The organism is Xenorhabdus sp. PB62.4 (assembly GCF_014467285.1).
Taxonomy (GTDB): Bacteria; Pseudomonadota; Gammaproteobacteria; order Enterobacterales; family Enterobacteriaceae; genus Xenorhabdus.
In genome coordinates this window covers 38,753-59,741 of the sequence record NZ_NKHR01000005.1, presented here as the reverse complement: position 1 = coordinate 59,741, position 20,989 = coordinate 38,753, and the positions used below count along the sequence as shown (strand labels likewise).

At 45.9% G+C, this 20,989-nt stretch carries 18 protein-coding genes, 1 tRNA gene and 1 riboswitch; of the genes, 9 read left to right on the top strand and 10 right to left on the bottom strand.

What is annotated here, in order from left to right; genetic code table 11:
- Positions 1-11 precede the first annotated feature (11 nt).
- Positions 12-87, bottom strand: a tRNA-Ile gene (locus tag Xenpb_RS06355).
- Between the two features lie 226 nt (positions 88-313).
- Between Xenpb_RS06355 and Xenpb_RS06350 the strand changes: the two genes are divergently transcribed.
- Entirely contained in the window at positions 314-1,093 is a 780-nt protein-coding gene (locus Xenpb_RS06350; protein ID WP_187653569.1) for a GNAT family N-acetyltransferase, read from the top strand.
- A gap of 56 nt (positions 1,094-1,149) precedes the next feature.
- Here the strand turns inward: Xenpb_RS06350 and rpoD are convergent, their stop codons facing one another.
- The 3 genes from rpoD to rpsU form a co-directional block, all read right to left on the bottom strand.
- Positions 1,150-3,000, bottom strand: coding sequence for an RNA polymerase sigma factor RpoD (gene rpoD / locus Xenpb_RS06345; protein ID WP_187653568.1), 1,851 nt, complete (start codon positions 2,998-3,000; stop codon positions 1,150-1,152).
- Positions 3,001-3,351: 351 nt separating this feature from the next.
- Entirely contained in the window at positions 3,352-5,100 is a 1,749-nt protein-coding gene (dnaG, locus tag Xenpb_RS06340; RefSeq protein WP_187653567.1) for a DNA primase, read from the bottom strand.
- A gap of 114 nt (positions 5,101-5,214) precedes the next feature.
- Positions 5,215-5,430, bottom strand: a complete 216-nt coding sequence (gene rpsU / locus Xenpb_RS06335; protein ID WP_001144069.1) for a 30S ribosomal protein S21 — start codon at positions 5,428-5,430, stop codon at positions 5,215-5,217.
- 363 nt (positions 5,431-5,793) lie between these two features.
- On the opposite strand from rpsU, the gene tsaD reads away from it, so the two are divergent.
- Positions 5,794-6,831 carry a tRNA (adenosine(37)-N6)-threonylcarbamoyltransferase complex transferase subunit TsaD gene (gene tsaD, locus Xenpb_RS06330; protein WP_187653566.1) on the top strand — a complete coding sequence of 346 codons (1,038 nt, stop codon included), beginning with the start codon at positions 5,794-5,796 and terminating at the stop codon, positions 6,829-6,831.
- An 88-nt stretch (positions 6,832-6,919) separates the two neighbouring features.
- Here the strand turns inward: tsaD and plsY are convergent, their stop codons facing one another.
- A complete protein-coding gene (plsY, locus tag Xenpb_RS06325; protein WP_187653565.1) occupies positions 6,920-7,579 on the bottom strand; it encodes a glycerol-3-phosphate 1-O-acyltransferase PlsY in 660 nt (219 codons plus the stop codon).
- 107 nt (positions 7,580-7,686) lie between these two features.
- Here plsY and folB point away from each other — a divergent pair, with 107 nt between their 5' ends.
- Positions 7,687-8,040: a bifunctional dihydroneopterin aldolase/7,8-dihydroneopterin epimerase gene (folB, locus tag Xenpb_RS06320; protein WP_187653695.1), complete on the top strand. Its 354-nt coding sequence runs from the start codon at positions 7,687-7,689 to the stop codon at positions 8,038-8,040.
- An 84-nt stretch (positions 8,041-8,124) separates the two neighbouring features.
- On the opposite strand, the gene Xenpb_RS06315 is transcribed toward folB, so the two are convergent.
- Both Xenpb_RS06315 and Xenpb_RS06310 read right to left on the bottom strand, forming a co-directional pair.
- The gene (locus Xenpb_RS06315) at positions 8,125-9,315 is read right to left on the bottom strand and encodes a multifunctional CCA addition/repair protein (RefSeq protein ID WP_187653564.1); all 1,191 of its coding nucleotides are present in this window, start codon (positions 9,313-9,315) and stop codon (positions 8,125-8,127) included.
- A gap of 15 nt (positions 9,316-9,330) precedes the next feature.
- Positions 9,331-9,951: a TIGR04211 family SH3 domain-containing protein gene (locus tag Xenpb_RS06310; RefSeq protein ID WP_187653563.1), complete on the bottom strand. Its 621-nt coding sequence runs from the start codon at positions 9,949-9,951 to the stop codon at positions 9,331-9,333.
- Positions 9,952-10,222: 271 nt separating this feature from the next.
- Here Xenpb_RS06310 and Xenpb_RS06305 point away from each other — a divergent pair, with 271 nt between their 5' ends.
- The 4 genes from Xenpb_RS06305 (at position 10,223) to Xenpb_RS06290 (ending at position 16,547) form a co-directional block, all read left to right on the top strand.
- Positions 10,223-11,191 (top strand): inorganic triphosphatase, encoded by a 969-nt coding sequence (locus Xenpb_RS06305; protein ID WP_187653562.1) that lies wholly within the window; start codon positions 10,223-10,225, stop codon positions 11,189-11,191.
- Positions 11,192-11,215: 24 nt separating this feature from the next.
- Positions 11,216-14,062, top strand: a complete 2,847-nt coding sequence (glnE, locus tag Xenpb_RS06300) for a bifunctional [glutamate--ammonia ligase]-adenylyl-L-tyrosine phosphorylase/[glutamate--ammonia-ligase] adenylyltransferase (protein WP_187653561.1) — start codon at positions 11,216-11,218, stop codon at positions 14,060-14,062.
- A gap of 88 nt (positions 14,063-14,150) precedes the next feature.
- Positions 14,151-15,575: a bifunctional D-glycero-beta-D-manno-heptose-7-phosphate kinase/D-glycero-beta-D-manno-heptose 1-phosphate adenylyltransferase HldE gene (hldE, locus tag Xenpb_RS06295; RefSeq protein ID WP_187653560.1), complete on the top strand. Its 1,425-nt coding sequence runs from the start codon at positions 14,151-14,153 to the stop codon at positions 15,573-15,575.
- Between the two features lie 168 nt (positions 15,576-15,743).
- Positions 15,744-16,547, top strand: coding sequence for a M15 family metallopeptidase (locus Xenpb_RS06290; protein ID WP_187653559.1), 804 nt, complete (start codon positions 15,744-15,746; stop codon positions 16,545-16,547).
- Between the two features lie 70 nt (positions 16,548-16,617).
- Here the strand turns inward: Xenpb_RS06290 and Xenpb_RS06285 are convergent, their stop codons facing one another.
- Positions 16,618-16,893, bottom strand: a complete 276-nt coding sequence (locus tag Xenpb_RS06285) for an accessory factor UbiK family protein (protein WP_187653558.1) — start codon at positions 16,891-16,893, stop codon at positions 16,618-16,620.
- A 135-nt stretch (positions 16,894-17,028) separates the two neighbouring features.
- A riboswitch (FMN riboswitch) is annotated at positions 17,029-17,208 on the top strand.
- A gap of 118 nt (positions 17,209-17,326) precedes the next feature.
- On the opposite strand from Xenpb_RS06285, the gene ribB reads away from it, so the two are divergent.
- Together ribB and ygiD are read left to right on the top strand one after the other, a co-directional pair.
- Positions 17,327-17,980 carry a 3,4-dihydroxy-2-butanone-4-phosphate synthase gene (gene ribB, locus Xenpb_RS06280; RefSeq protein WP_047963974.1) on the top strand — a complete coding sequence of 218 codons (654 nt, stop codon included), beginning with the start codon at positions 17,327-17,329 and terminating at the stop codon, positions 17,978-17,980.
- A 309-nt stretch (positions 17,981-18,289) separates the two neighbouring features.
- Positions 18,290-19,066, top strand: a complete 777-nt coding sequence (gene ygiD, locus Xenpb_RS06275) for a 4,5-DOPA dioxygenase extradiol (RefSeq protein ID WP_187653557.1) — start codon at positions 18,290-18,292, stop codon at positions 19,064-19,066.
- Positions 19,067-19,071: 5 nt separating this feature from the next.
- On the opposite strand, the gene Xenpb_RS06270 is transcribed toward ygiD, so the two are convergent.
- Both Xenpb_RS06270 and Xenpb_RS06265 read right to left on the bottom strand, forming a co-directional pair.
- The gene (locus tag Xenpb_RS06270) at positions 19,072-20,232 is read right to left on the bottom strand and encodes a glutathionylspermidine synthase family protein (RefSeq protein ID WP_187653556.1); all 1,161 of its coding nucleotides are present in this window, start codon (positions 20,230-20,232) and stop codon (positions 19,072-19,074) included.
- A 6-nt stretch (positions 20,233-20,238) separates the two neighbouring features.
- On the bottom strand, positions 20,239-20,937 hold the full coding sequence (locus Xenpb_RS06265; RefSeq protein ID WP_187653555.1) for a DUF1190 family protein: 699 nt from the start codon (positions 20,935-20,937) through the stop codon (positions 20,239-20,241).
- Positions 20,938-20,989 lie beyond the last annotated feature (52 nt).

Below are 20,989 nucleotides of genomic sequence, written 5' to 3'. Positions count from 1 at the left end.
ACTGAATAGATTGGTGGCCCCTGCTGGACTTGAACCAGCGACCAAGCGATTATGAGTCGCCTGCTCTAACCACTGAGCTAAGGGGCCGTTGAAGTGGGACGATTATACGGCACACTTTGGTATTAGGTCTAGTCCCCAAAATTCATATGCGTGTTTTATATACAATAATTAGTATTTTTTAACATGTTTACCGTCACGGAAGTGGTTTGAAATTATTCTTAGTGATGTTTGTTGCTTTTTTAATAAGTCTTTCTGATTATTTTCCGTTCTTTGCTTAGACTTTAGCCAACGAAAAATACCCTTGTAAATTAATATGAAAAAATTCCCTTTATCTGCGGCTATCTTGGCCTATCATCAAATAGAAGATCACTTTTTCTCATCTATCAGCCAGATGTATCAATATATCAGCGAAGATGTTCGGGTTTATGTGACGGGCGTTGAAACCCCTGCGTTAAATTTGTTACTGGTAACAGGCAGCTCTGTCAAAATCGCAGAAGAGCTTAAAACAGCTATTCGGCTGCTGGATGAACACGTTAGCCTGCCTTTCATGATGGCTGCCGTCGATCCAGATAGTCAAATTCTGGCGGTTATCCAGCAGGCAGGATTTGTCCCCGATCCTGATAGTGTCACTACAGCCATGCAGCTTGATTTGGCGGGTTGGCAGATGAGTGATGAATCAACGATGGAATATGAAATCAGGCGTGTTGACCATTGCCTGGATGATTGGGCAGCTCCGGTAGAAAGCGCATTTGAGACAGACGGTTCTACCTCTGGGCAATATCGAAAATGCCATCAGGCAGCATTGGAAGCAGGAAAAGATCTACAACATTATGCGTTATATGTTGAAGGGCAACCGGTGTGCGCTTTAACCTTATCAAGACAAGGTAATATTGCTCGTTTTGATGATATCGGCACAGTAGTGGAAATGCAGGGCAGGAGATATGCTTCTGTCTTGATTAATCAGGTATTGCACGAAGCCAAACAGCAAGGCGTGACTGAGTGCTATTTAGAGGCTTCTCGTGATGGTAATGGGTTGTATCGACGCGTCGGGTTTAAGCCATTATTTGAATATCAGGGACTTATCCGTGAATAATAAAAAAAGCGTCTGCCGGAACAGACGCTTTTCGGATTGATCAGCAAATTCGTTGATTAGTCATCAAGGAAACTGCGCAGTACTTCAGAACGGCTTGGATGGCGCAGTTTGCGCAATGCCTTGGCTTCGATCTGACGAATACGTTCGCGGGTTACATCAAATTGTTTACCCACTTCTTCCAGTGTATGGTCAGTGTTCATATCAATACCAAAACGCATACGCAGAACTTTCGCTTCACGTGCAGTCAGGCCAGCCAGCACATCGTGAGTTGCAGAACGCAGGCTTTCTGAAGTGGCAGAATCCAGCGGCAGTTCGAGGGTAGTATCCTCAATGAAATCGCCCAAATGTGAATCTTCATCATCACCTACAGGTGTTTCCATGGAGATTGGCTCTTTGGCAATTTTCAGTACCTTGCGGATCTTATCTTCAGGCATCAACATACGTTCTGCCAGCTCTTCTGGTGAAGGCTCACGGCCCATTTCCTGCAACATCTGGCGGGAAATACGATTGAGTTTGTTGATGGTCTCAATCATATGTACCGGGATACGGATGGTACGCGCCTGATCAGCGATAGAACGCGTGATTGCCTGACGGATCCACCATGTAGCGTAAGTTGAGAATTTGTAACCACGACGGTATTCAAATTTATCAACTGCTTTCATCAGGCCGATATTACCTTCCTGAATCAAATCGAGGAATTGCAGACCGCGGTTGGTATATTTCTTCGCAATCGAAATAACCAGACGCAAGTTAGCTTCAACCATCTCTTTTTTCGCACGGCGGGCTTTCGCTTCACCGATTGACATACGACGGTTGATATCTTTGACCTGTTCAATGGTCAGGCCGGTTTCTTCTTCGATTTGGCGTAGCTTTTGCAGGCTACGCATGATTTCTTCTTCAACTTCCAGCAACTTATCAGACCATGGTTTGTTCATTGCTTTTGCAGCGGTGAACCATGTGTCAGTGGTTTCATTGCCAGAGAACAACGTGATGAAGTTTTTCTTCGGCATTTTGCACTGTTCAACACACATCTTCATGATTTGACGTTCTTGAAGACGAACACGATCCATCATGGAACGCATGTTGTTGACCAGATAATCAAACTGTTTCGGTACCAGACGGAACTGTTTGAATACCTCAGATAAGGTCAATATTTCTGCTGCGGTATTTGGATGACTGCGCCCGTGTTTCTTGATTGACTGACGGGTCAGTTCATATTGTTCACGTAGTTCCAGAAACTTCTGGCGCGCCAGTTCTGGATCAATGCTGTTATCATCTTCGCTGTCAGCATCATCATCGCGTTCTTCATCGTCATCATCATCGTCGTCGTCAAGCTCTTCCTGAGGAAGTTCTGAGCCAACGTGAGTCGCTGTTGGTGCGAGATCTTCTTCTGCATTAGGATCGACGAAACCCGTGATCAAATCAGACAGACGGCTTTCGCCGGCTTCAACGCGATCGTACTGCTCCAGCAGATAAGTAATCGCTTCAGGGTATTCGGCAACGGAGCACTGCACTTGGTTGATGCCATCTTCAATGCGCTTTGCAATGTCAATCTCACCTTCGCGAGTCAGTAACTCCACCGTACCCATTTCACGCATGTACATGCGAACAGGATCGGTGGTACGACCGATTTCTGACTCGACACTGGATAACACTTGCGCAGCCGCTTCCGCCGCGTCTTCATCGGTGTCGTTTGTGTTTTCTGCCAACATGAGATCATCAGCATCAGGTGCTTCTTCCATTACCTGGATGCCCATGTCATTGATCATTTGGATGATATCTTCTATCTGATCAGAATCGACGATATCTTCCGGCAGATGGTCATTGACCTCAGCATAGGTCAGATAGCCTTGCTCCTTACCTCGGGTGACAAGTAGCTTTAGCTGTGACTGCGGGTTTTGCTCCATAAGACGGTATCCACACTTCAGAGTATTGGTTGGTGTCGGTCGGCGAAACAAATATGCCAACAATAACATTTGGGGGCGTTTTCATTGTATTGCCGCTGCCCTCAATAGCGACAATCGTAGGGCTGTCTCCCTACCTAATGCGGCAGTTAAGCCGTGAATTCTGTATCAGTGATTTTACACTTGGTATAGAACCTGTTTCATCAAGCTATCTTTCTTTAAAAAAATATATTTTCAAAAATTTATGTTTTTCGAAGATATATTTTCATCCAGTGATGTTACGAACATAAACGTATTGAGTAAGTCAGCCAAGTAATATAGTCTTCATATAATATAGCTGGTTGAGACAGATTCTTATTTCCTCACACCAGATTCCGTAATTAAGCGGACTTCTTTACGTTCTTCTGGTGTCAGTCCTTCTGTCCTCTCTTTGGCCATCAGAAAGTTAAAACGTTCATCAAGGGCTGACGCGAAAAGATGGTTCAGCGCATCGCTGAAAGTTTTCTCAGCAATTTCTTCTACCTGTATATCGTTCCATGCAGCGAGTTTTTCAAGCTGTGCTGCATACTTATTATCGCGATACTGCTCCAAAAGTTGCCCGGTTGTTAAACCTGGTTGAGCAAGACACGTGTCGACAAGCTCTATAAATAACGGTAACCCCGCTATCTGAGCAGAAAACATTCCCTGTAATGAAGGAACTAATGTCGCTAAATGCGGATTCTGCACCAGCAATGCGATAAGAATACGCATTGTTGTTGGTTTCAGTTTTAGCGCCTGATATGTATTGGTATCTTTTTTGACAAGTTTTGCCAAAGATCGTTCCAATTGTGTTGTATCAGGTATGCCAAGCAGTTTTCCAATTTCCTGGAGCAAGTAGAGCCGCAGTGCTTCCCCAGGAATTTGACTAATCAGAGGCATGGCAAGCGAACTGAGTTTGGTCGCACCTTCTGGGGTACTCAAATCTACCTGTGGTAATAGTGATTCAAACAAGAATTCAGATAAGGTTAATGCTTTCTGCATTCTTTGTTCGAACGTCGCTCGTCCTTCTTTGCGAACCAGTGAATCTGGATCTTCGCCATCTGGCAAGAACATAAAACGTAACTGCCGGCCATCATTCAGATAGGGTAACGCTGTCTCCAGCGCACGCCATGCGGCATCGCGGCCAGCCCGGTCGCCATCGTAACAACAGATGACATTATCCGTTGTGCGGAAAAGTAGCTGAATGTGTTCGGCTGTCGTAGATGTTCCCAACGAAGCCACGGCATAATCAATACCAAATTGGGCCAGCGCGACAACATCCATGTATCCTTCAACCACTAATAGCTTTGAAAGCGTATTGTGGCTCTGTTGCGCTTCATAAAGACCATATAATTGGCGGCCTTTATGAAATATTTCTGTTTCCGGTGAGTTCAGGTATTTAGGAAGTGCATCTCCCAGCACCCGGCCACCGAATGCAATGACACGACCACGACGATCGCGAATGGGGAACATCACACGTTCGCGGAAACGATCATAAGTGCGTCCATTGTCGTTAGTGACCAGCATTCCCGCGTCGTTTAGCTGTTTGCGATCTTCCACATTATGGGCAAAGCGTTTTAGCGCATTGTCCCACCCAGCCGGTGCAAAGCCAATAGCAAAGCGGTGGGTTATCTCTTCACTGAGCCCGCGTTGAGCCAGATATTGCCGGGCTGACTGAGCGCCGGGGGTTGTCAGTGAATGCTGATAGAAGCCGTTGAGCTTATCCATCAGTTGATAAAGATTTTGTCTTTGGTGGCGTTCAATATGACCACCGCCAGAGCCTGCTTCGTAAGGCACTTCCAGCCCGTGCATCGCAGCCAGTTCTTCGATGGATTCGACAAAATCTAACCTGTCATAATTCATCAGAAAATCAATGGCATTGCCATGTGCACCACAACCAAAGCAATGGTAAAACTGTTTATCGCCATTAACGGTGAATGAAGGGGTTTTTTCGTTATGAAAAGGACAGCACGCCTGATGGTTCTTGCCTTTCTTTTTGAGAGGCACCCTTACATCGATCAAATCAATGATATCGGTTCTTGCTAATAAGTCATTGATAAATGCGCGTGGAATTCGTCCAGCCATAAGCCCTTTTACGCCTGTTGATGAACGAGAATAAGCCGCGCTTCCTGTTGGAAAGCACGGCCTTTAACTGCAGTAGTTTGTTAATACAACCACTAAGCGGATTGACCGCAAGGATTAGTACAAACGAGTGCGGCGTGCGTTTTCACGAGCCAGCTTCTTAGCATGACGCTTAACAGCAGAAGCTTTAGCGCGTTTGCGCTCAGTCGTTGGTTTTTCATAGAATTCACGACGACGAACTTCTGCTAATACGCCTGCTTTCTCGCAAGAACGCTTAAAGCGACGCAGTGCTACGTCAAATGGCTCGTTTTCACGTACTTTAATTACTGGCATGTGCCTCTCACCTCAATGGAAATCGGGTTTGTCGCTGGCGTGATAGTGCCAGCCGTCTCTAAAATGGTGCGGAATTTTACTTCAATGAACACGGCTTTGTAAAGTGCCGAGGAAAATTGAAACCTATAACGCTACGGGTTACAGGATGCTTTTTTATATGTAAAACAAGCAATCTGATGTCGGCGTTATTAACATTAACCACACAGGATATTCAAGTAGGGTACTGATTATAGACTAAACAGGAAAAATAGCCAGCATGTAATGGTTCATGGATAGTGTTAAGCAGATAGTGTTACACTGACGCCCGTTCAGAGGAATACGAATGTATAGTGACGAGACGAAAACAACGAGACGAATAGTGCAATGCGAGTTTTAGGTATAGAAACGTCCTGCGATGAAACCGGAATCGCAATTTATGATGACAAAGCCGGTCTGCTAGCGAATCAATTGTACAGTCAGGTCAAGCTGCATGCTGATTATGGCGGTGTTGTGCCTGAATTGGCGTCCCGTGACCACATTCGTAAAACGGTTCCCTTGATTCAGGCGGCTTTGCAGGAAGCGGGCCTGACAAATAAAGATATTGATGCTGTTGCTTATACTGCCGGACCTGGTTTAGTTGGCGCGTTGCTGGTTGGGGCAACCATTGGACGTTCACTGGCGTTTGCGTGGGATGTGCCAGCTATTCCGGTTCATCATATGGAAGGCCATTTATTGGCACCGATGTTGGAAGACAATAGCCCAGAGTTCCCTTTTGTCGCCTTGCTGGTTTCTGGTGGCCATACTCAGCTTATTAGTGTCACGGGTATTGGTGAGTACAAACTGTTAGGGGAATCCATTGATGATGCAGCCGGTGAAGCCTTCGATAAGACGGCAAAATTGCTCGGATTGGATTATCCGGGCGGCCCCGTGCTTTCCCGTATGGCGCAACAGGGCAAAGCAGGACGTTTTGTCTTCCCGCGTCCAATGACGGATCGTCCGGGATTGGATTTTAGCTTCTCTGGTCTGAAAACATTCGCTGCCAATACAATCCGCAATAATATTCACGGTCATGATGCGGTTGAAGATGAGCAAACCAAAGCGGATATTGCCCGTGCATTTGAAGATGCGGTTGTGGATACGCTGTCGATTAAATGCAAGCGCGCGCTGGAACAGACGGGATTTAAACGTCTGGTGATGGCAGGCGGGGTGAGTGCAAACCGGACATTGCGTACCAAAATGCAGGAATTAATGGAAAAACTGGGGGGAGAAGTTTTCTATGCCCGTCCTGAATTCTGCACTGATAATGGTGCAATGATCGCATTGGCTGGCATGATCCGTCTGCAAGGCGGAACTGCGGGTGAATTGGGCGTAACGGTAAAAGCACGCTGGCCGTTGGCGGATCTTCCTGCTCTGCAAAAATGATAAAAAAACACGCTGTTTGATATGGGCTGAACGTCATTTGGCGCTCAGCCTTTTAAATGTCTTATTACCCTTGTTGAGGCCATCCACATCAATCGTCTTGTTGCTCCTGCTCTTTGGCAGCTTGGATTTTCTCTTTGTCCGTCATTTCTTTTTTCTTTTTCAACTTCTGCCAGATGCGACTTTCCTGCCCTCGCCAAAGGCGCTGGATATTATCATGGTGACGAACCAGCACCAGACATGACAGCATGGCGACGGGAAAAGTGAATTCAGGTTTGAACCACCAGACGTAGAACGGAGCGATTAATGCACCGATGATGGCGCCTAATGAAGAATAGCCACTTAACAGCACTGTCAGCAACCACGTGCCGGCGATTAATCCCATGAGATCCCAACCAATGGCGGCAATGGCCCCGAAAGCGGTTGCTACGCCTTTTCCCCCTTTGAAATGGAAGAAAATGGGATAAATATGTCCCAGACAGGCGGCAATGGCGATAACACCTAAATAAAATGGGGGAATATTCAGTTTGTACGCCAGCCAAACCGGAACCATCCCTTTGAGGACGTCACAAATCAGCACGGCTAATGCGGCCCATTTACCGCCGATGCGCAGTACATTTGTTGCCCCGGGATTGCCTGAACCATGCTGACGAGGATCCGGAAGCCTTGCCAAACGGCAAATCAATATCGCGCTGGATATAGAGCCACATAGGTACGCGAAGATGATCATGCCAAGCGCGATTGCACTCATAAGATATCTCCAATGATAAGGGTCGTTTTCTTAAGTCTAACAGTGGATAATACGCACATTTCGTCGGAAGTGGTATCTGGCGAACCGAAAAACGGGGAAAAGGCGTGATGGATATCGTATTTATTGAAGAACTAGCAGTGATTACCACGATCGGTGTTTATGACTGGGAACAAACAATTAAGCAGAAATTAGTGTTCGATATCGAAATGGGATGGGATAACAAACGAGCCTCTTCCAGTGATAATGTTGAGCACTGTCTGGATTATGCTAAGGTGAGCCAAGCCGTGATTAACTATGTGGAAAACCAACGTTTTGCCTTGGTCGAGCGGGTGGCGGAAGAAGTTGCGGACATCTTATTGACTCAATTTCATTCACCTTGGGTAAGAATCAAAGTCAGTAAACCGGGAGCGGTTGCACAGGCAAAAAGTGTCGGTGTGGTCATTGAGCGGAGTGCAGGTTAATTGGCTGGTTACTTAGCCGCACATATTAAAAAAGCGTCCTAATTTAATGAATTATCGGGACGCTTTGTTATTTATTATCGGCAACTAATCGATTGAATGCTGTTTCCAGTTTTCAATGGCAAGGCGTCGCTGATGTTCTAATTCTGTGCGAATTTCCGCGCCTTGAAATCCACGGGCAATCACTTCTTGGACGCTGACTTGGCTGGCAATGGTAAAAACTTTGCGTAAATAATTGCCTTGTGGATAGGATGCAGCTTCCGAGCCGGTATAGCCACGGTTATCTGCTTCACTACAGATAATTAATTGTTCGATTCGTTGTGGCTTACGCCAGGCATCCACCGCATTAAACAAGGCCAGCAGGGATTCGGGAGATAATTGCTCTGCGGTATGTACCCAACTGTGATATTGCGCCACAATTGTGGCTAAGTCGCGTACTGAGTTGGGAATACGCAGCCGTTCGCACATTTGCTTCACTGACATAATGCCGATATGGCTGCATAGTGAAGCGAAACGAATATCGGTCTCTTCGCTCAATTGGGTAGATATGCGCAAAACTTGCAGTGAGTGAAGCCCGGCATCAAGTCTGAGAGGCGTTTTTTCCTGTTGTTCGTCCCGTAATGGCAGAGGAATGCTAAACAAGTTATCAATCTCAGGAAAAAGAACAGCCAATGCGCCGCAATCGCGTAGCACTTGAAAATAGACCTGTGGTGATTGTGTGGTGAGTGCTTTTTCAGTTTCCCGCCAAACTCGTTCAGCGGTCAATGATGATAACTCACCGCTTGCGACCATCTCTGCAATCAATGATTGGGTTTCCGGTGCAATGGAAAAGCCTAAATGGGCAAAGCGGGCGGCAAAACGAGCCAAGCGCAATACACGCAAGGGATCTTCTGAAAACGCGGCGGAAACATGCCGCAAAGTGCGATTTTTGAGATCATCGGCACCATGATAAGGATCGAACAATTCGCCTTCAGGTGTTTGGGCCATAGCGTTAATTGTTAAATCACGGCGCAGCAGATCTTCTTCCAGTGTCACATCGGGAGCAGCATAACAGGTAAAACCGGTATACCCCTGACCAGATTTTCTTTCTGTACGTGCCAGTGCATACTCTTCATAGGTTTTAGGGTGCAGGAAAACGGGGAAATCTTTCCCAACCTGTTGATATCCTTCTGATAGAAGTGTCTCTGGATCCCCGCCAACGATCACCCAGTCCCTTTCAGTAACGGGCAGCCCCAATAATTGATCGCGAACGGCGCCGCCAACCAAATAGACTTTCACTCTTGCTTCCTTAAATCAGCTCATCCAGCGATCTTTCTTTTTGCGGCGTGGAATAATGTGCGGCAATACCAATCCCAAAATCAGACCGATTCCGGCCACGCCACCGCCATAGGTAAACCACTGTAAGATAATTTCTCTTTGTTTATCATCCAGTTGTAAATTAGCAGCTTCTACCTTTTTCTCTGCGATGGTTAATTTACTCTGGAGCTGTGCATTTTCTTTTTTTAGATCATTGATGATCTTATCACTGGTCGCTACCTTGTTTTGTAACTCTGCGGTGCGTTTATTCCACGTATCATCAATATTTGCCAGATTTTCGGTCAGCGTTTGGATTTTTTGCTCCATAGCCGGCAGGCGTTCACGCAGGCTTGGAATGGCACTGAGTTCACTTGCGAGGATCCAGCTTGTACGTCCTTTGCGGTCTTTTACCTGAAAGAAACCATTTTCTGATTTTGAGCTGAGCAGGATGACTTCCTCACCGGCATTCAGTGAGCCAATGATACGGTTTTGAATGTTTGGGCCGCTACGAATGTAGGCTGATAATTCATCAGAAATATAACGTGTTTCTTCAGCATGTACGGATAATGGCAGCGTGAAACCCAACAATAAGATAAATAATCGATGTAGTTTTTTCATTCTGTATTCAACTGTCTCTTTGTGTATGGACCAATCGTGATTCAAACTACTCAAATAATAGTAAAGAGTTAAGTTTGTGGGTGCAATCAGTAAACCAGAATCAATCCTCTCTCAACTGACCGAATACAGACCTTGTTAGGGGGTTTTTTAACAAGGTGAGCATGATGATTGTTGAGATAACACCCTATTGTGGTTTATTTTTCTCTTTTGTTAACGCAAGTGTGAACAGTATATAAAAAATTCTGTTATATGAATTGAGGAATAAAAAAATATGAGTTCTGTAGAGATAGAGTTGAAACTGTCTGTTAAGCCTGATGCGATATCAGCAGTCCGCCAGCAATTATTTCAGCTTCCTCATCAACACACTTCACCAAAGCATCTGACAAATATTTATTTTGAGACGCCGGATAATAAGTTGCGGCGCTGGGATATGGGATTGCGCATCCGTGGTTTTGACGGGCACTATGAGATGACAATCAAAACCGCAGGTAAAGTGATTGGTGGGTTGCACCAGCGTCCCGAATTCAATGTACCTCTGCATCATCCTGAGCTGGATTTAGCACAGTTTCCCCCACATATCTGGCCTGAAGATACTGATCTTGCTCATCTGCAAGCTGAATTGACTGCATTATGCAGCACCGATTTCACTCGTGAAAGATGGCTTGTGACTTATAGGCAAAGTGAAATTGAAGTGGTGTTGGATCAAGGAAGTATTTTCTCTGGAAAGACAGGTACTGGAAAGCAGACGTTACCCATTTGTGAGTTTGAGTTGGAGCTGATAAACGGCAATATCACCGATATTCTGTCACTGGCAGATACACTGGCATCACAGGATGGGCTGCGTTTGTCGAATAAAAGCAAAGCAGCACGGGGATATGCACTTGCTCATGGTTTGTCGCATAAGGCGTTATCCTGTGTCCCTGATGAATTGGAATGGCAGCAGCCATTGTCTGTGCTTCTTCCTGAAATTTTGACGCAATGGCAGGAACAGGAAGAAGGGTGGTTGGCGGGACTGAACGAAGGTAAAATGGGATTGATTCGTGTTGTACATTCGGTGATGCAGCTCACTGAAAAGCAGGCCGGACATTTACCCGCACTGGAGCGATTGTCTGATTTACTCTCTGAATTAAGGAAGAGCTTATCTGCTGCCGATGCAGCAGCAGAAATATTGTGTTACAGCGCTTCATGGCTGCGATGTAAGCTGGCGTTAACCCAATGTTTGATGGCTCAGTCTCGATAAACGGTAATCAAGGGAAACCCAGTCATGTTGCTATTTTCATCACCTTTAGCTCAGCAATTACAGCGTGTCATCGCGAATTTCCAGCCATTAGAAGGAACAGTCGCACCTTTTTCACTTCATGAACAGGCTGTCCTGTCATTAAGTGATTTTGTGGCAGAAAATTTACTTTCTCACCCCGCATGGCTGGAGGATATCCGCCAGAATCCGCCGCAACCGGATGAATGGCAATGTTATTCCCACTGGTTAGAACACGCATTGTCTACGGCAAATGATGAAAATGGATTGATGCGGGTTTTGCGCCTGTTCCGTCATCGAATGTTGGTCAGGATTGCATGGTCACAGGTTTTGCAAAGCAGCACGACAGAACAGACTTTACAGCAGTTAAGTATGCTGGCTGAAACCCTGATTGTTGCCGCTCGTGATTGGCTTTACCAGCGTTGCTGTCAGGATTGGGGAACGCCGACCAATAGCGATGGCGTGGCACAACCGTTGTTAATTCTGGGAATGGGTAAATTGGGCGGCGGAGAACTCAATTTTTCCTCTGACATCGACCTTATTTTTGCTTATCCGGCAAGTGGCGTCACCCAAGGCGGGCGCCGTGAAATGGATAACTCCCAGTTTTTTACTCGCTTGGGACAGAAATTAATTAAAGTGTTGGATCAACAAACCGTAGATGGATTTGTTTACCGTGTGGACATGAGGCTGCGTCCGTTTGGTGACAGTGGGCCTTTGGTGTTCAGTTTCCCTGCTCTGGAAGACTATTATCAGGAACAAGGACGTGACTGGGAGCGTTACGCGTTGGTGAAAGCGCGTATTTTGGGGCATGACGAGCAGGCTTATTCACAGGAATTACGTCAGATGTTGCGTCCTTTTGTCTTCCGTCGCTATATCGATTTTAGCGTGATCCAGTCCTTGCGGAATATGAAGGGCATGATTGAACGGGAAGTTCGTCGCCGTGGATTAAAAGATAATATTAAATTAGGCGCGGGCGGGATCCGGGAAATCGAATTTATCACTCAGGTTTTTCAGCTTATTCGTGGCGGAAGGGAGCCGAGCCTGCAATCCCGTTCATTATTGCCAACATTGAAGGCCATCGAAAACCTGGCCTTACTGCCACCGGAACAGGTAAGGCAGCTCGAAGAAAGTTATCTGTTCTTGCGTCGGCTTGAAAACCTGCTGCAATCGATTCGCGATCAACAAACACAAACCTTGCCGGATAATATATTGGATCGTGCTCGTTTATCCTGGGGAATGGGTTTTCCGGATTGGGATGCGTTGATGGCAGAAACAGAACGCAAAATGTATGCTGTGCGAGGTATTTTCCAGTTATTGATAGGCGATGAAAGCGAAGAGAATGGCGAGGAAGCTAACCATGTGCCATTTAAAAGTTTATGGCAGGAAGCTTTGAACAGGGACGAACTCATCGCATTGATTCCTCATCTTGATGAAGCAGAAGCCCGGAAAATGCTGGATGTGATCGCACTTTTTCGTCAGGACGTCAGTAAACGCACGATCGGCCCAAGGGGACGAGATGTACTTGACCAACTGATGCCACGCTTGTTGGCAAAAATTGGTGTGCGGGAGGATGCTAATACCGTTTTGGAGCGGATTATCCCGCTGTTACTCAGTATCGTCAGCCGAACGACTTACCTGGAACTGATGCTGGAATCAGAGCAAGTCATGGTTCACGTGATCCGCCTGTGTGCCGCTTCCCCGATGATTGCCAGCCAGCTTACCCGCCACCCCTTGCTGCTGGATGAGCTGCTCGATCCAAAATCGTTGTATCAGCCGTTGCCGATGGAAGCCTATCGCGATGAGCTTTATCAATATTTGCTGCGTATCCCTGAGGATGATGAAGAGCAATTGCTGGAAGCCTTACGTCAATTTAAGCAGGCCCAATTATTGCGGATTGCAGCAGAAGACATTGTAGGCGCTTTGCCGGTGATGAAAGTGAGTGATCACCTGACTTATCTGGCAGAAGCCATTATTGGTGCTGTTGTGCAGCAGGCATGGAACCAGATGGTCAAGCGCTACGGCACTCCTGTTCATTTATCCCGGCGAGGGGGGCTAGGGTTTGCCATTATCGGTTATGGCAAATTGGGGGGCTGGGAGCTAGGTTATGGTTCCGATTTGGATCTGGTTTTCCTGTTGGATTGCCCAATGGGAGTAGTGACCGACGGTGCACGCTCTATTGATGCCCGTCAGTTTTATTTGCGCCTTGCTCAACGCATCATTCATCTGTTCAGTACTCGAACAGCGTCGGGAATATTATATGACGTTGACGCCCGCTTGCGTCCATCCGGTGAATCAGGAATGTTGGTCAGCACGCTTGAGGCTTTTGATGACTACCAGAAAAATGAAGCATGGACTTGGGAACACCAAGCGTTGATTCGGGCACGCATGGTTTTTGGCGATGAGAAAATGCGTAGTGACTTTGAGCGCATTCGTCGTGAAACATTATGTATTCCTCGCGACCCTGCGTTTTTGCGCCAGCAAGTGCGTGAAATGCGCGAAAAAATGCACCAGCATTTAGGCAGTCAGCAACAGGATCAATTTGATATCAAGGCTGATCCGGGCGGGATCACAGATATTGAGTTTATTGCCCAGTATCAGGTGCTGCGTTATGCGCCGGAAAACGCCAAATTGACCCGTTGGTCTGATAATGTGCGAATTTTCGAATTAATGGCGAATCATAATATTATGGATGAGCAGGAAGCGATGGCATTGACGCAGGCTTATATCACCATGCGTGATGAACTCCACCATCTTGCCTTGCAGACACTACCTGGCCGGGTTTCATCTGACCATTTTAGCCAGCAGCAGACATTGGTGCGTGATAGCTGGCAGAAGTGGCTAGCAGATAATCGTTGAAATGGCCGGTTTTGCTGTTGATCTTACTGGCATTCAGATGGGTTATGGTAATATCCACCACAGTTTATTTTGATATTTGGAGCATGGGATGAAAGTAACACTCCCTGATTTTCACCGCGCAGGTGTTTTAGTTGTTGGTGATGTCATGTTAGACCGCTATTGGTACGGCCCAACCAGCCGCATTTCACCGGAAGCACCGGTTCCCGTGGTTAAGGTGGAAACCATTGAAGAGCGTCCTGGTGGCGCGGCGAACGTCGCCATGAATATTGCGTCACTGGGGGCAAATTCACGTCTGGTCGGGTTGACGGGGGTTGATGATGCAGCAAGGGCATTGAACGAAAAACTCAGTAGTGTGAAAGTCCAATGCGATTTTGTTCCTGTTCCAACGCATCCAACTATCACGAAATTGCGTGTGTTATCACGTAACCAGCAATTGCTTCGTCTGGATTTTGAAGAAGGTTTCCAGAACGTAGATGCTCAGCCGATGCTGGAGAAAATTCAACAATCTTTGCCACATATCGGGGCGTTGGTTCTGTCGGATTATGCAAAGGGAGCGCTGAACCAAGTTCAGGCAATGATTAAGCTTGCCAACAAAGCCGATGTTCCTGTGCTTATCGATCCAAAAGGCAGCGATTTTGAGCGTTATCGTGGCGCAACATTGCTCACGCCAAATATGTCAGAATTTGAAGCAGTTGTAGGGCACTGTAAAGATGATGATGATCTGATACAGAAAGGCACGCAACTGGTACAGGATCTGGAACTGAAAGCATTGCTGATCACACGTTCTGAGCGTGGCATGAGCTTGCTGCGAGTCGGGCAGCCACCTCTGCATTTGCCAACTCAGGCACAGGAAGTTTTTGATGTCACAGGTGCGGGAGATACCGTAATTGGGGTATTGGCAACGGCTCTTGCTGCTGGCAAGCCGCTGAATGAAGCTTGTTACCTTGCCAATGCGGCGGCAGGTGTTGTGGTTGGCAAGTTGGGAACTTCTACTGTTTCGCCTGTCGAACTGGAAAACGCAGTGCGTGGTCGTGCAGAAACCGGGTTTGGCATAATGAGCGAAGCTCAACTGAAAGAGGTGGTTGCACAGGCTCGTCAGCGCGGCGAACGTATTGTGATGACTAACGGCTGTTTTGATATCCTTCACGCCGGGCATGTTTCTTATCTGTCCAATGCGCGCAAATTAGGTGATCGTTTGATTGTTGCCGTTAATAGTGATGCTTCCACCAAGCGACTGAAAGGGGAAACTCGCCCGGTCAACCCACTGGAACAGCGTATGATTGTGTTATCGGCACTGGAATCCGTGGATTGGGTTGTGGCGTTCGAGGAAGACACACCTCAGCGTTTAATTGCAGGTATCCTGCCGGATATTTTGGTCAAAGGGGGCGATTACAAACCAGAAGAGATCGCCGGTAGCGAAGAAGTTTGGGCGGCTGGTGGCGAAGTTAAGGTCTTGAACTTCGAAGATGGTATTTCAACCACCAATATCATCAAAACCATTAAGCGCCAGTAAGTTTGGCATTGTGTCCGTTATGCTTCTTTGTGAGCATAACGGCATATATCTTTTATTTCTTAAGTGACTTATCATTTTTTCTTCCGATAATACAAAAATGAATAATTTACTTGGATAAAATAATAATTATGATAATAAATTGTTTAATTTATTATTCGTGATGGATTTATGAGTCTATTTAAATCTGCTTTCTTGTTTTTGATATTATTTCCTGTTTGTGTTTCAGCGAAAATATCTTCAATCACCCAGAAAGATTGCCAGAAAATGGAATTATCTGGTGTGATAACAGAAAATAACCCCATTCCTTGCCATCGATTAAATGTCGTTAATTTTAAATACATTGATCTTTCCGGAAATGAAAATACGGGTAAAATAGTGGTGCTTGATATATTTTCACCACAGGTTGAGAATATTTTTAACGAATTATTGTTAGTCAATTTCCTGATACATAAGGCATTACCCATGGAACACTATAATGGTGATGATCAAGCCTCAATGCGCGATAATAATTCATCGGCATTTAATGGAAGGAAAATAATAGGGGCTTCATCATGGTCAAAGCATGCGTATGGTGCCGCCATAGATATTAACCCCGTGCAGAACCCATTTTTAGGCTTTAATCAATTTGGTGCTCCCTATGTTTTACCCGAAGCGGGTGCAGAAAAATACCTCAATAGAATAGAAAAAAGACCGGGAAAAGAGGTCAGAGAAGGGATGGCAGAAAAAGTCATTGATATCTTTCTGTCGAATGGTTTTATGCGGTGGGGGGGATATTGGGATACGCCGATAGATTACCAACATTTTGAAGTGGGAAGCGTCGATTTTATTGAAGACTTATTAAAAAAACCATTATCTGTAGCAAGGGCGGAATTCAAAGATTATGGAGATAAATATAAGGCGTGTATGAAAGACTCACATCAAAATGACAGAGATGTTATTAGAGTAAAATGTATAGAGAAAAATATAAGATAATTTTTTATGTTAAAAATGAAGGGAAACGTTGGAGGAGAACGAAGCTACGATAGCCATTCTCCTCACACCATTATTCAGCCTGCTCGGTTTTCTTGTCTGAACCTTCCAGACGGGTTTCCAATTCAGTCAGGCGTTGTTCCAGCGCAACCAATTTTTCACGTGTACGCAGAAGAACTTGTGTTTGGACATCAAACTCTTCACGGTTGACAAGATCCAGCTTGCTCAGTTGAGATTGCAGTACAGTACGCAATTTTTTTTCTACATCGTCACCAAACTCTTTAACACCTTTCGGCATTGCATTGTGGATTTGGCGGGCAATTTGTTCAATTTTCTTTGGATCAAGCATGATGATCATCCTTTTAGGCATAATTGTGTTGGCGGTATTCTAATACTTGATGATGAAAGCATAAATGATTGCGAGCCAGGTTTCATATTTGATTTTGTAGATTGCCCCTACAGATTATTAGCGCTATAGTGAAATTGTTTATCTCAGGGCAGGGTGAAAGTCCCTACCGGCGGTAACATGAAATGATCGAATGATAATTTTATGAAGCCCGCGAGCGCTCTGTTTGTTGTTATTCGTAACGAAATAAAACAGAGGTCAGCAGATCCAGTGTGATTCTGGAGCCGACGGTGATAGTCCGGATGGGAGAGAATAACAGCATCAATCGAGTGCTTGCGCTCGTCTGTTGTTTTTGTTGCCGTATTTTTGTGCAGCATGAACTCCTCAAAATTGCCCTGATTCTGGTAATCCATACATTTAAAGAGGTTTCTTTACCATGAATCAGACGCTACTTTCCTCATATGGGACGCCATTTGAACGTGTTGAACGTGCGCTTGTTGCTTTGCGTGCGGGACAGGGTGTGATGGTATTGGATGACGAAAATCGTGAAAATGAAGGCGATATGATTTTCGTTGCCGAAACAATGACGGTAGAACAAATGGCATTAACCATCCGTCATGGCAGTGGAATTGTTTGCCTTTGCCTGACCGAAGAACGTCGTCAGCAGCTAAATTTGCCCATGATGGTCGAAAATAATTCCAGTCAGTACCAGACAGCTTTCACTGTCACCATTGAAGCCGCACAGGGGGTAACCACCGGCGTGTCTGCGGCAGATCGCATTACCACGATCCAAGCCGCCATTGCAGACGATGCTCAGCCAAACGATTTGAATCGGCCTGGACATGTTTTTCCTTTGCGGGCGCAACCGGGAGGCGTTTTGACTCGCCGTGGTCATACTGAAGCCACCATTGATTTGGTTAAACTGGCCGGTTTCAGGCCTGCGGGAGTACTGTGTGAATTAACAAACGACGATGGTTCAATGGCCCGTGCACCTGAAGTGATTGAATTCGCAAAACTGCATGGTATGCCGGTAGTCACTATCGAAGACTTGGTGGACTATCGCTTAAAAATAGCAAAGGCGGCGAGTTAATAGCCTCCCTAATTAGTATGGATAGAAAACAGTGGATGGAAAACAAATCAGATAGAATATATCGGTTATACTCAACAGATTTTGAGTTACTGTGCGGTATCACAGTAACTTGAAAGATGGGGAAAAATATCGCATGCACGTATGAAAGGCTACAGCCCATCTTCTGTGGCCTTTCAGTATTTTTGAAACACTCCATCATTTTTGATTGACTGTATTCAGGGAAGAAAAGTCTTAATCTTGTCATAGTTTTTTTACCGTAACTCACAATCCATTATTCTAAATGTTTAATTTGCTGTATAAGGGGCGAGAATGAGTCTCCTGAGAATGCCTGCATTGTTCATTGGTCATGGTAGCCCAATGAATGCCATTGAAGATAACTGCTATTCACGCGCTTGGTTTGAACTGGGAAAAAAATTGCCCAGACCAAGAGCGATTCTTGTGATTTCTGCTCACTGGTATACGGAAGGTACAGCAGTGACAGCCATGGCTCAGCCCAGAACGATCCACGATTTTGGTAATTTTCCCAGAGAGTTACATGAGAAGCAGTATCCGGCCAAAGGGTATCCTGAGCTCGCTGTATTGGTACAAGATATTCTGGAGCCGATTGAAGTCGAGACTGATTTTAAAGACTGGGGATTGGATCATGGCTCTTGGGGAATATTGGCTAAAATGTATCCTGATGCAGATATTCCCGTTGTCCAATTGAGCATGGATCGCACTCAGCCCGCGTCTTTTTATTACGAAATGGGCAAAAAATTAGCCCTGCTTCGTGATGAAGGCGTCTTAATTATGGGAAGCGGTAATGTCGTACATAATTTGCCGGCCAGGGTATTGGGGGCAGAGCCTTTCCCATGGGCGCTCTCTTTTGAGCAGTTTGTGCGTGAGAGCTTAACTAGCTTTGAAGAGCCTCATCCTTTGGTTAATGCTCTGGATAGGGAAGATGGTCAGCTATCTAATCCAACACCAGAGCACTTCCTGCCGTTGCTGTATGTGATGGGGACATGGGATAAAAAAGAGCCGATTTCAACCCCGATTGAGGGTATTGAAGACGGCTCCTTGAGTATGTTGTCTATTCAGATTGGATAATTGAATTAATCCAAAATAATATGCGGGTAGAAACGTGAAAGATCTTGAGTTATTAACTCTCGATCTTCACGGATACAGATACCCGCCGATTGATCATTCACCAACCAACTTCCCACCAATACATAGCTATCACCAAATTTTGGCAATGAATGGAATTGCTGAACGATCGTGCCTTCTTCCCCATAAGGGCCATCGACACTGGCTATTTCCTGTCCATTTTCGATGATACGAATATTGGCACCTTCACGGGAAAACAGCGGCTTAATAACATAGCTATCCATATCTGAAGGGCGTTCATCCGCAAAATAAGCAGGCAGCAGATTAGGATGATTCGGGAACATTTTCCACAGCATTGGCAATAATGCTTTGTTGGAGATAATGCTTTTCCATGCCGGTTCCAGCCAACGCACACCCGCATCAGCCAGTTTGGTGGAGAACATCTCACGCAACATAAATTCCCACGGATACAGTTTAAACAGATTACCGATCACTTGATCCTGTAAGTCAGTAAACTGCCCTTTTTCGCCCAGTCCGATATCTTCAATAAACAGGAATTCAGTTGGAATACCGGCTTCCGCAGCACAGTCCTGTAAATATTGGATGGTGCCACGATCTTCCTCAGTATCCCGACAGCAGGCCATATGCAGCAGGCCAAATCCATGTTTTTCACGTAACTGTACAAAACGATCAATCAGCTTTTCTTGCAGGCTGTTGAACTGATCTGCATCTGACGGCAGGTTGCCGGCATTGATCTGGTCTTCCAGCCAGATCCACTGAAAGAAAGCGGATTCATACAGAGACGTCGGGGTATCGGCGTTGTTTTCCAGCAATTTGGGCGGATTTTTGCCATCATAGGCTAAATCCAGACGGGAATAGAGTGAAGGCTGGCTGGTTACCCATGAAGAACGGATAAACTCCCAGCAGTGTTTTGGGATCTGAAATTTTGTCAGCAGCTCTTCGCTGTTGGCCACTTTTTCCACGACCTGCAAACACATTTGGTGCAGTTCTGCTGTCGCATCTTCAATTTCTTCAATCTGGTTCAGAGTGAACTGGTAATAAGCATCTTCACTCCAATAAGGCTGACCATACATAGTATGAAAGTTAAAGCCATATTCTTCAGCCTTTTCGCGCCAATCCGGGCGCTCGGTAATACCAATGCGTTTCATCTTTAATTAACCACCCATAGAACGGGAAGAACTGGAACTTGAGCTGGCAGACGAACGCTGCATGGCTGATTGTTTCGCCACAGATTCACCGAATCCACCGCGGGTAATCGTGGTTGTGGTGGCGGGTTTTGGGGCCATCGCGGTTTTTGGCACAGTCATGCTGCGACCACCTGCGGTAGCAGAGCCATAGCTTTTACCTGTCGCATCAACAAACTTGCCGTTAGCCGGGCTGGAAGCTGATTTTGAGGTAAACAGCGGTTGTGATGGTGCAGAGCTGCCGCCCATTAAGCGACCCATCATATAACCTGCCATCAACGGCATCCAGAAACTGCCGCTGCTGCTGTTTTGTGCCTGAGCCTGACCGACGCCAGCCTGAGCCGGTGTTTGCGTACATTGTTGTTCACCAAACTCTGCAACACACTCTTCGCGAGAGGCATATTTCGGTGCGGTTTTTTCCGCTTCTTTCAAGGCATTGTTGTAAGCGACTTTACATTGTTCGCTTTGAGAAGGATTCGCCTGAGAACACTCATCGGCATTGGTATAGAGTGATACCGTTTCATCGTTTTGTTCACAGGCAGAAAGCATAAGCACAGCACTGACAGCAAGCGCTACCGGTGCCAGACGATAGCTTCGCCAGGTTTTGCGAAAAGAATCGCGGTTTATCTCTTTTGTCCGTTTCCTGGGTGTTAAGGAAATAATTGTCATAGGGGGCATCCATCTTAAAGGTATCTGATTAAGAGCGTGTCCCACGTAGGAT

Coding starts and splice junctions, on each gene's coding strand:
- Xenpb_RS06350 (WP_187653569.1), top strand. CDS start 314: ATGAAAAAATTCCCTTTATCTGCGGCTATCTTGGCCTATCATCAAATA.
- rpoD (WP_187653568.1), bottom strand. CDS start 3,000: ATGGAGCAAAACCCGCAGTCACAGCTAAAGCTACTTGTCACCCGAGGT.
- dnaG (WP_187653567.1), bottom strand. CDS start 5,100: ATGGCTGGACGAATTCCACGCGCATTTATCAATGACTTATTAGCAAGA.
- rpsU (WP_001144069.1), bottom strand. CDS start 5,430: ATGCCAGTAATTAAAGTACGTGAAAACGAGCCATTTGACGTAGCACTG.
- tsaD (WP_187653566.1), top strand. CDS start 5,794: ATGCGAGTTTTAGGTATAGAAACGTCCTGCGATGAAACCGGAATCGCA.
- plsY (WP_187653565.1), bottom strand. CDS start 7,579: ATGAGTGCAATCGCGCTTGGCATGATCATCTTCGCGTACCTATGTGGC.
- folB (WP_187653695.1), top strand. CDS start 7,687: ATGGATATCGTATTTATTGAAGAACTAGCAGTGATTACCACGATCGGT.
- Xenpb_RS06310 (WP_187653563.1), bottom strand. CDS start 9,951: ATGAAAAAACTACATCGATTATTTATCTTATTGTTGGGTTTCACGCTG.
- Xenpb_RS06305 (WP_187653562.1), top strand. CDS start 10,223: ATGAGTTCTGTAGAGATAGAGTTGAAACTGTCTGTTAAGCCTGATGCG.
- glnE (WP_187653561.1), top strand. CDS start 11,216: ATGTTGCTATTTTCATCACCTTTAGCTCAGCAATTACAGCGTGTCATC.
- hldE (WP_187653560.1), top strand. CDS start 14,151: ATGAAAGTAACACTCCCTGATTTTCACCGCGCAGGTGTTTTAGTTGTT.
- Xenpb_RS06290 (WP_187653559.1), top strand. CDS start 15,744: ATGAGTCTATTTAAATCTGCTTTCTTGTTTTTGATATTATTTCCTGTT.
- Xenpb_RS06285 (WP_187653558.1), bottom strand. CDS start 16,893: ATGCTTGATCCAAAGAAAATTGAACAAATTGCCCGCCAAATCCACAAT.
- ribB (WP_047963974.1), top strand. CDS start 17,327: ATGAATCAGACGCTACTTTCCTCATATGGGACGCCATTTGAACGTGTT.
- ygiD (WP_187653557.1), top strand. CDS start 18,290: ATGAGTCTCCTGAGAATGCCTGCATTGTTCATTGGTCATGGTAGCCCA.
- Xenpb_RS06270 (WP_187653556.1), bottom strand. CDS start 20,232: ATGAAACGCATTGGTATTACCGAGCGCCCGGATTGGCGCGAAAAGGCT.
- Xenpb_RS06265 (WP_187653555.1), bottom strand. CDS start 20,937: ATGACAATTATTTCCTTAACACCCAGGAAACGGACAAAAGAGATAAAC.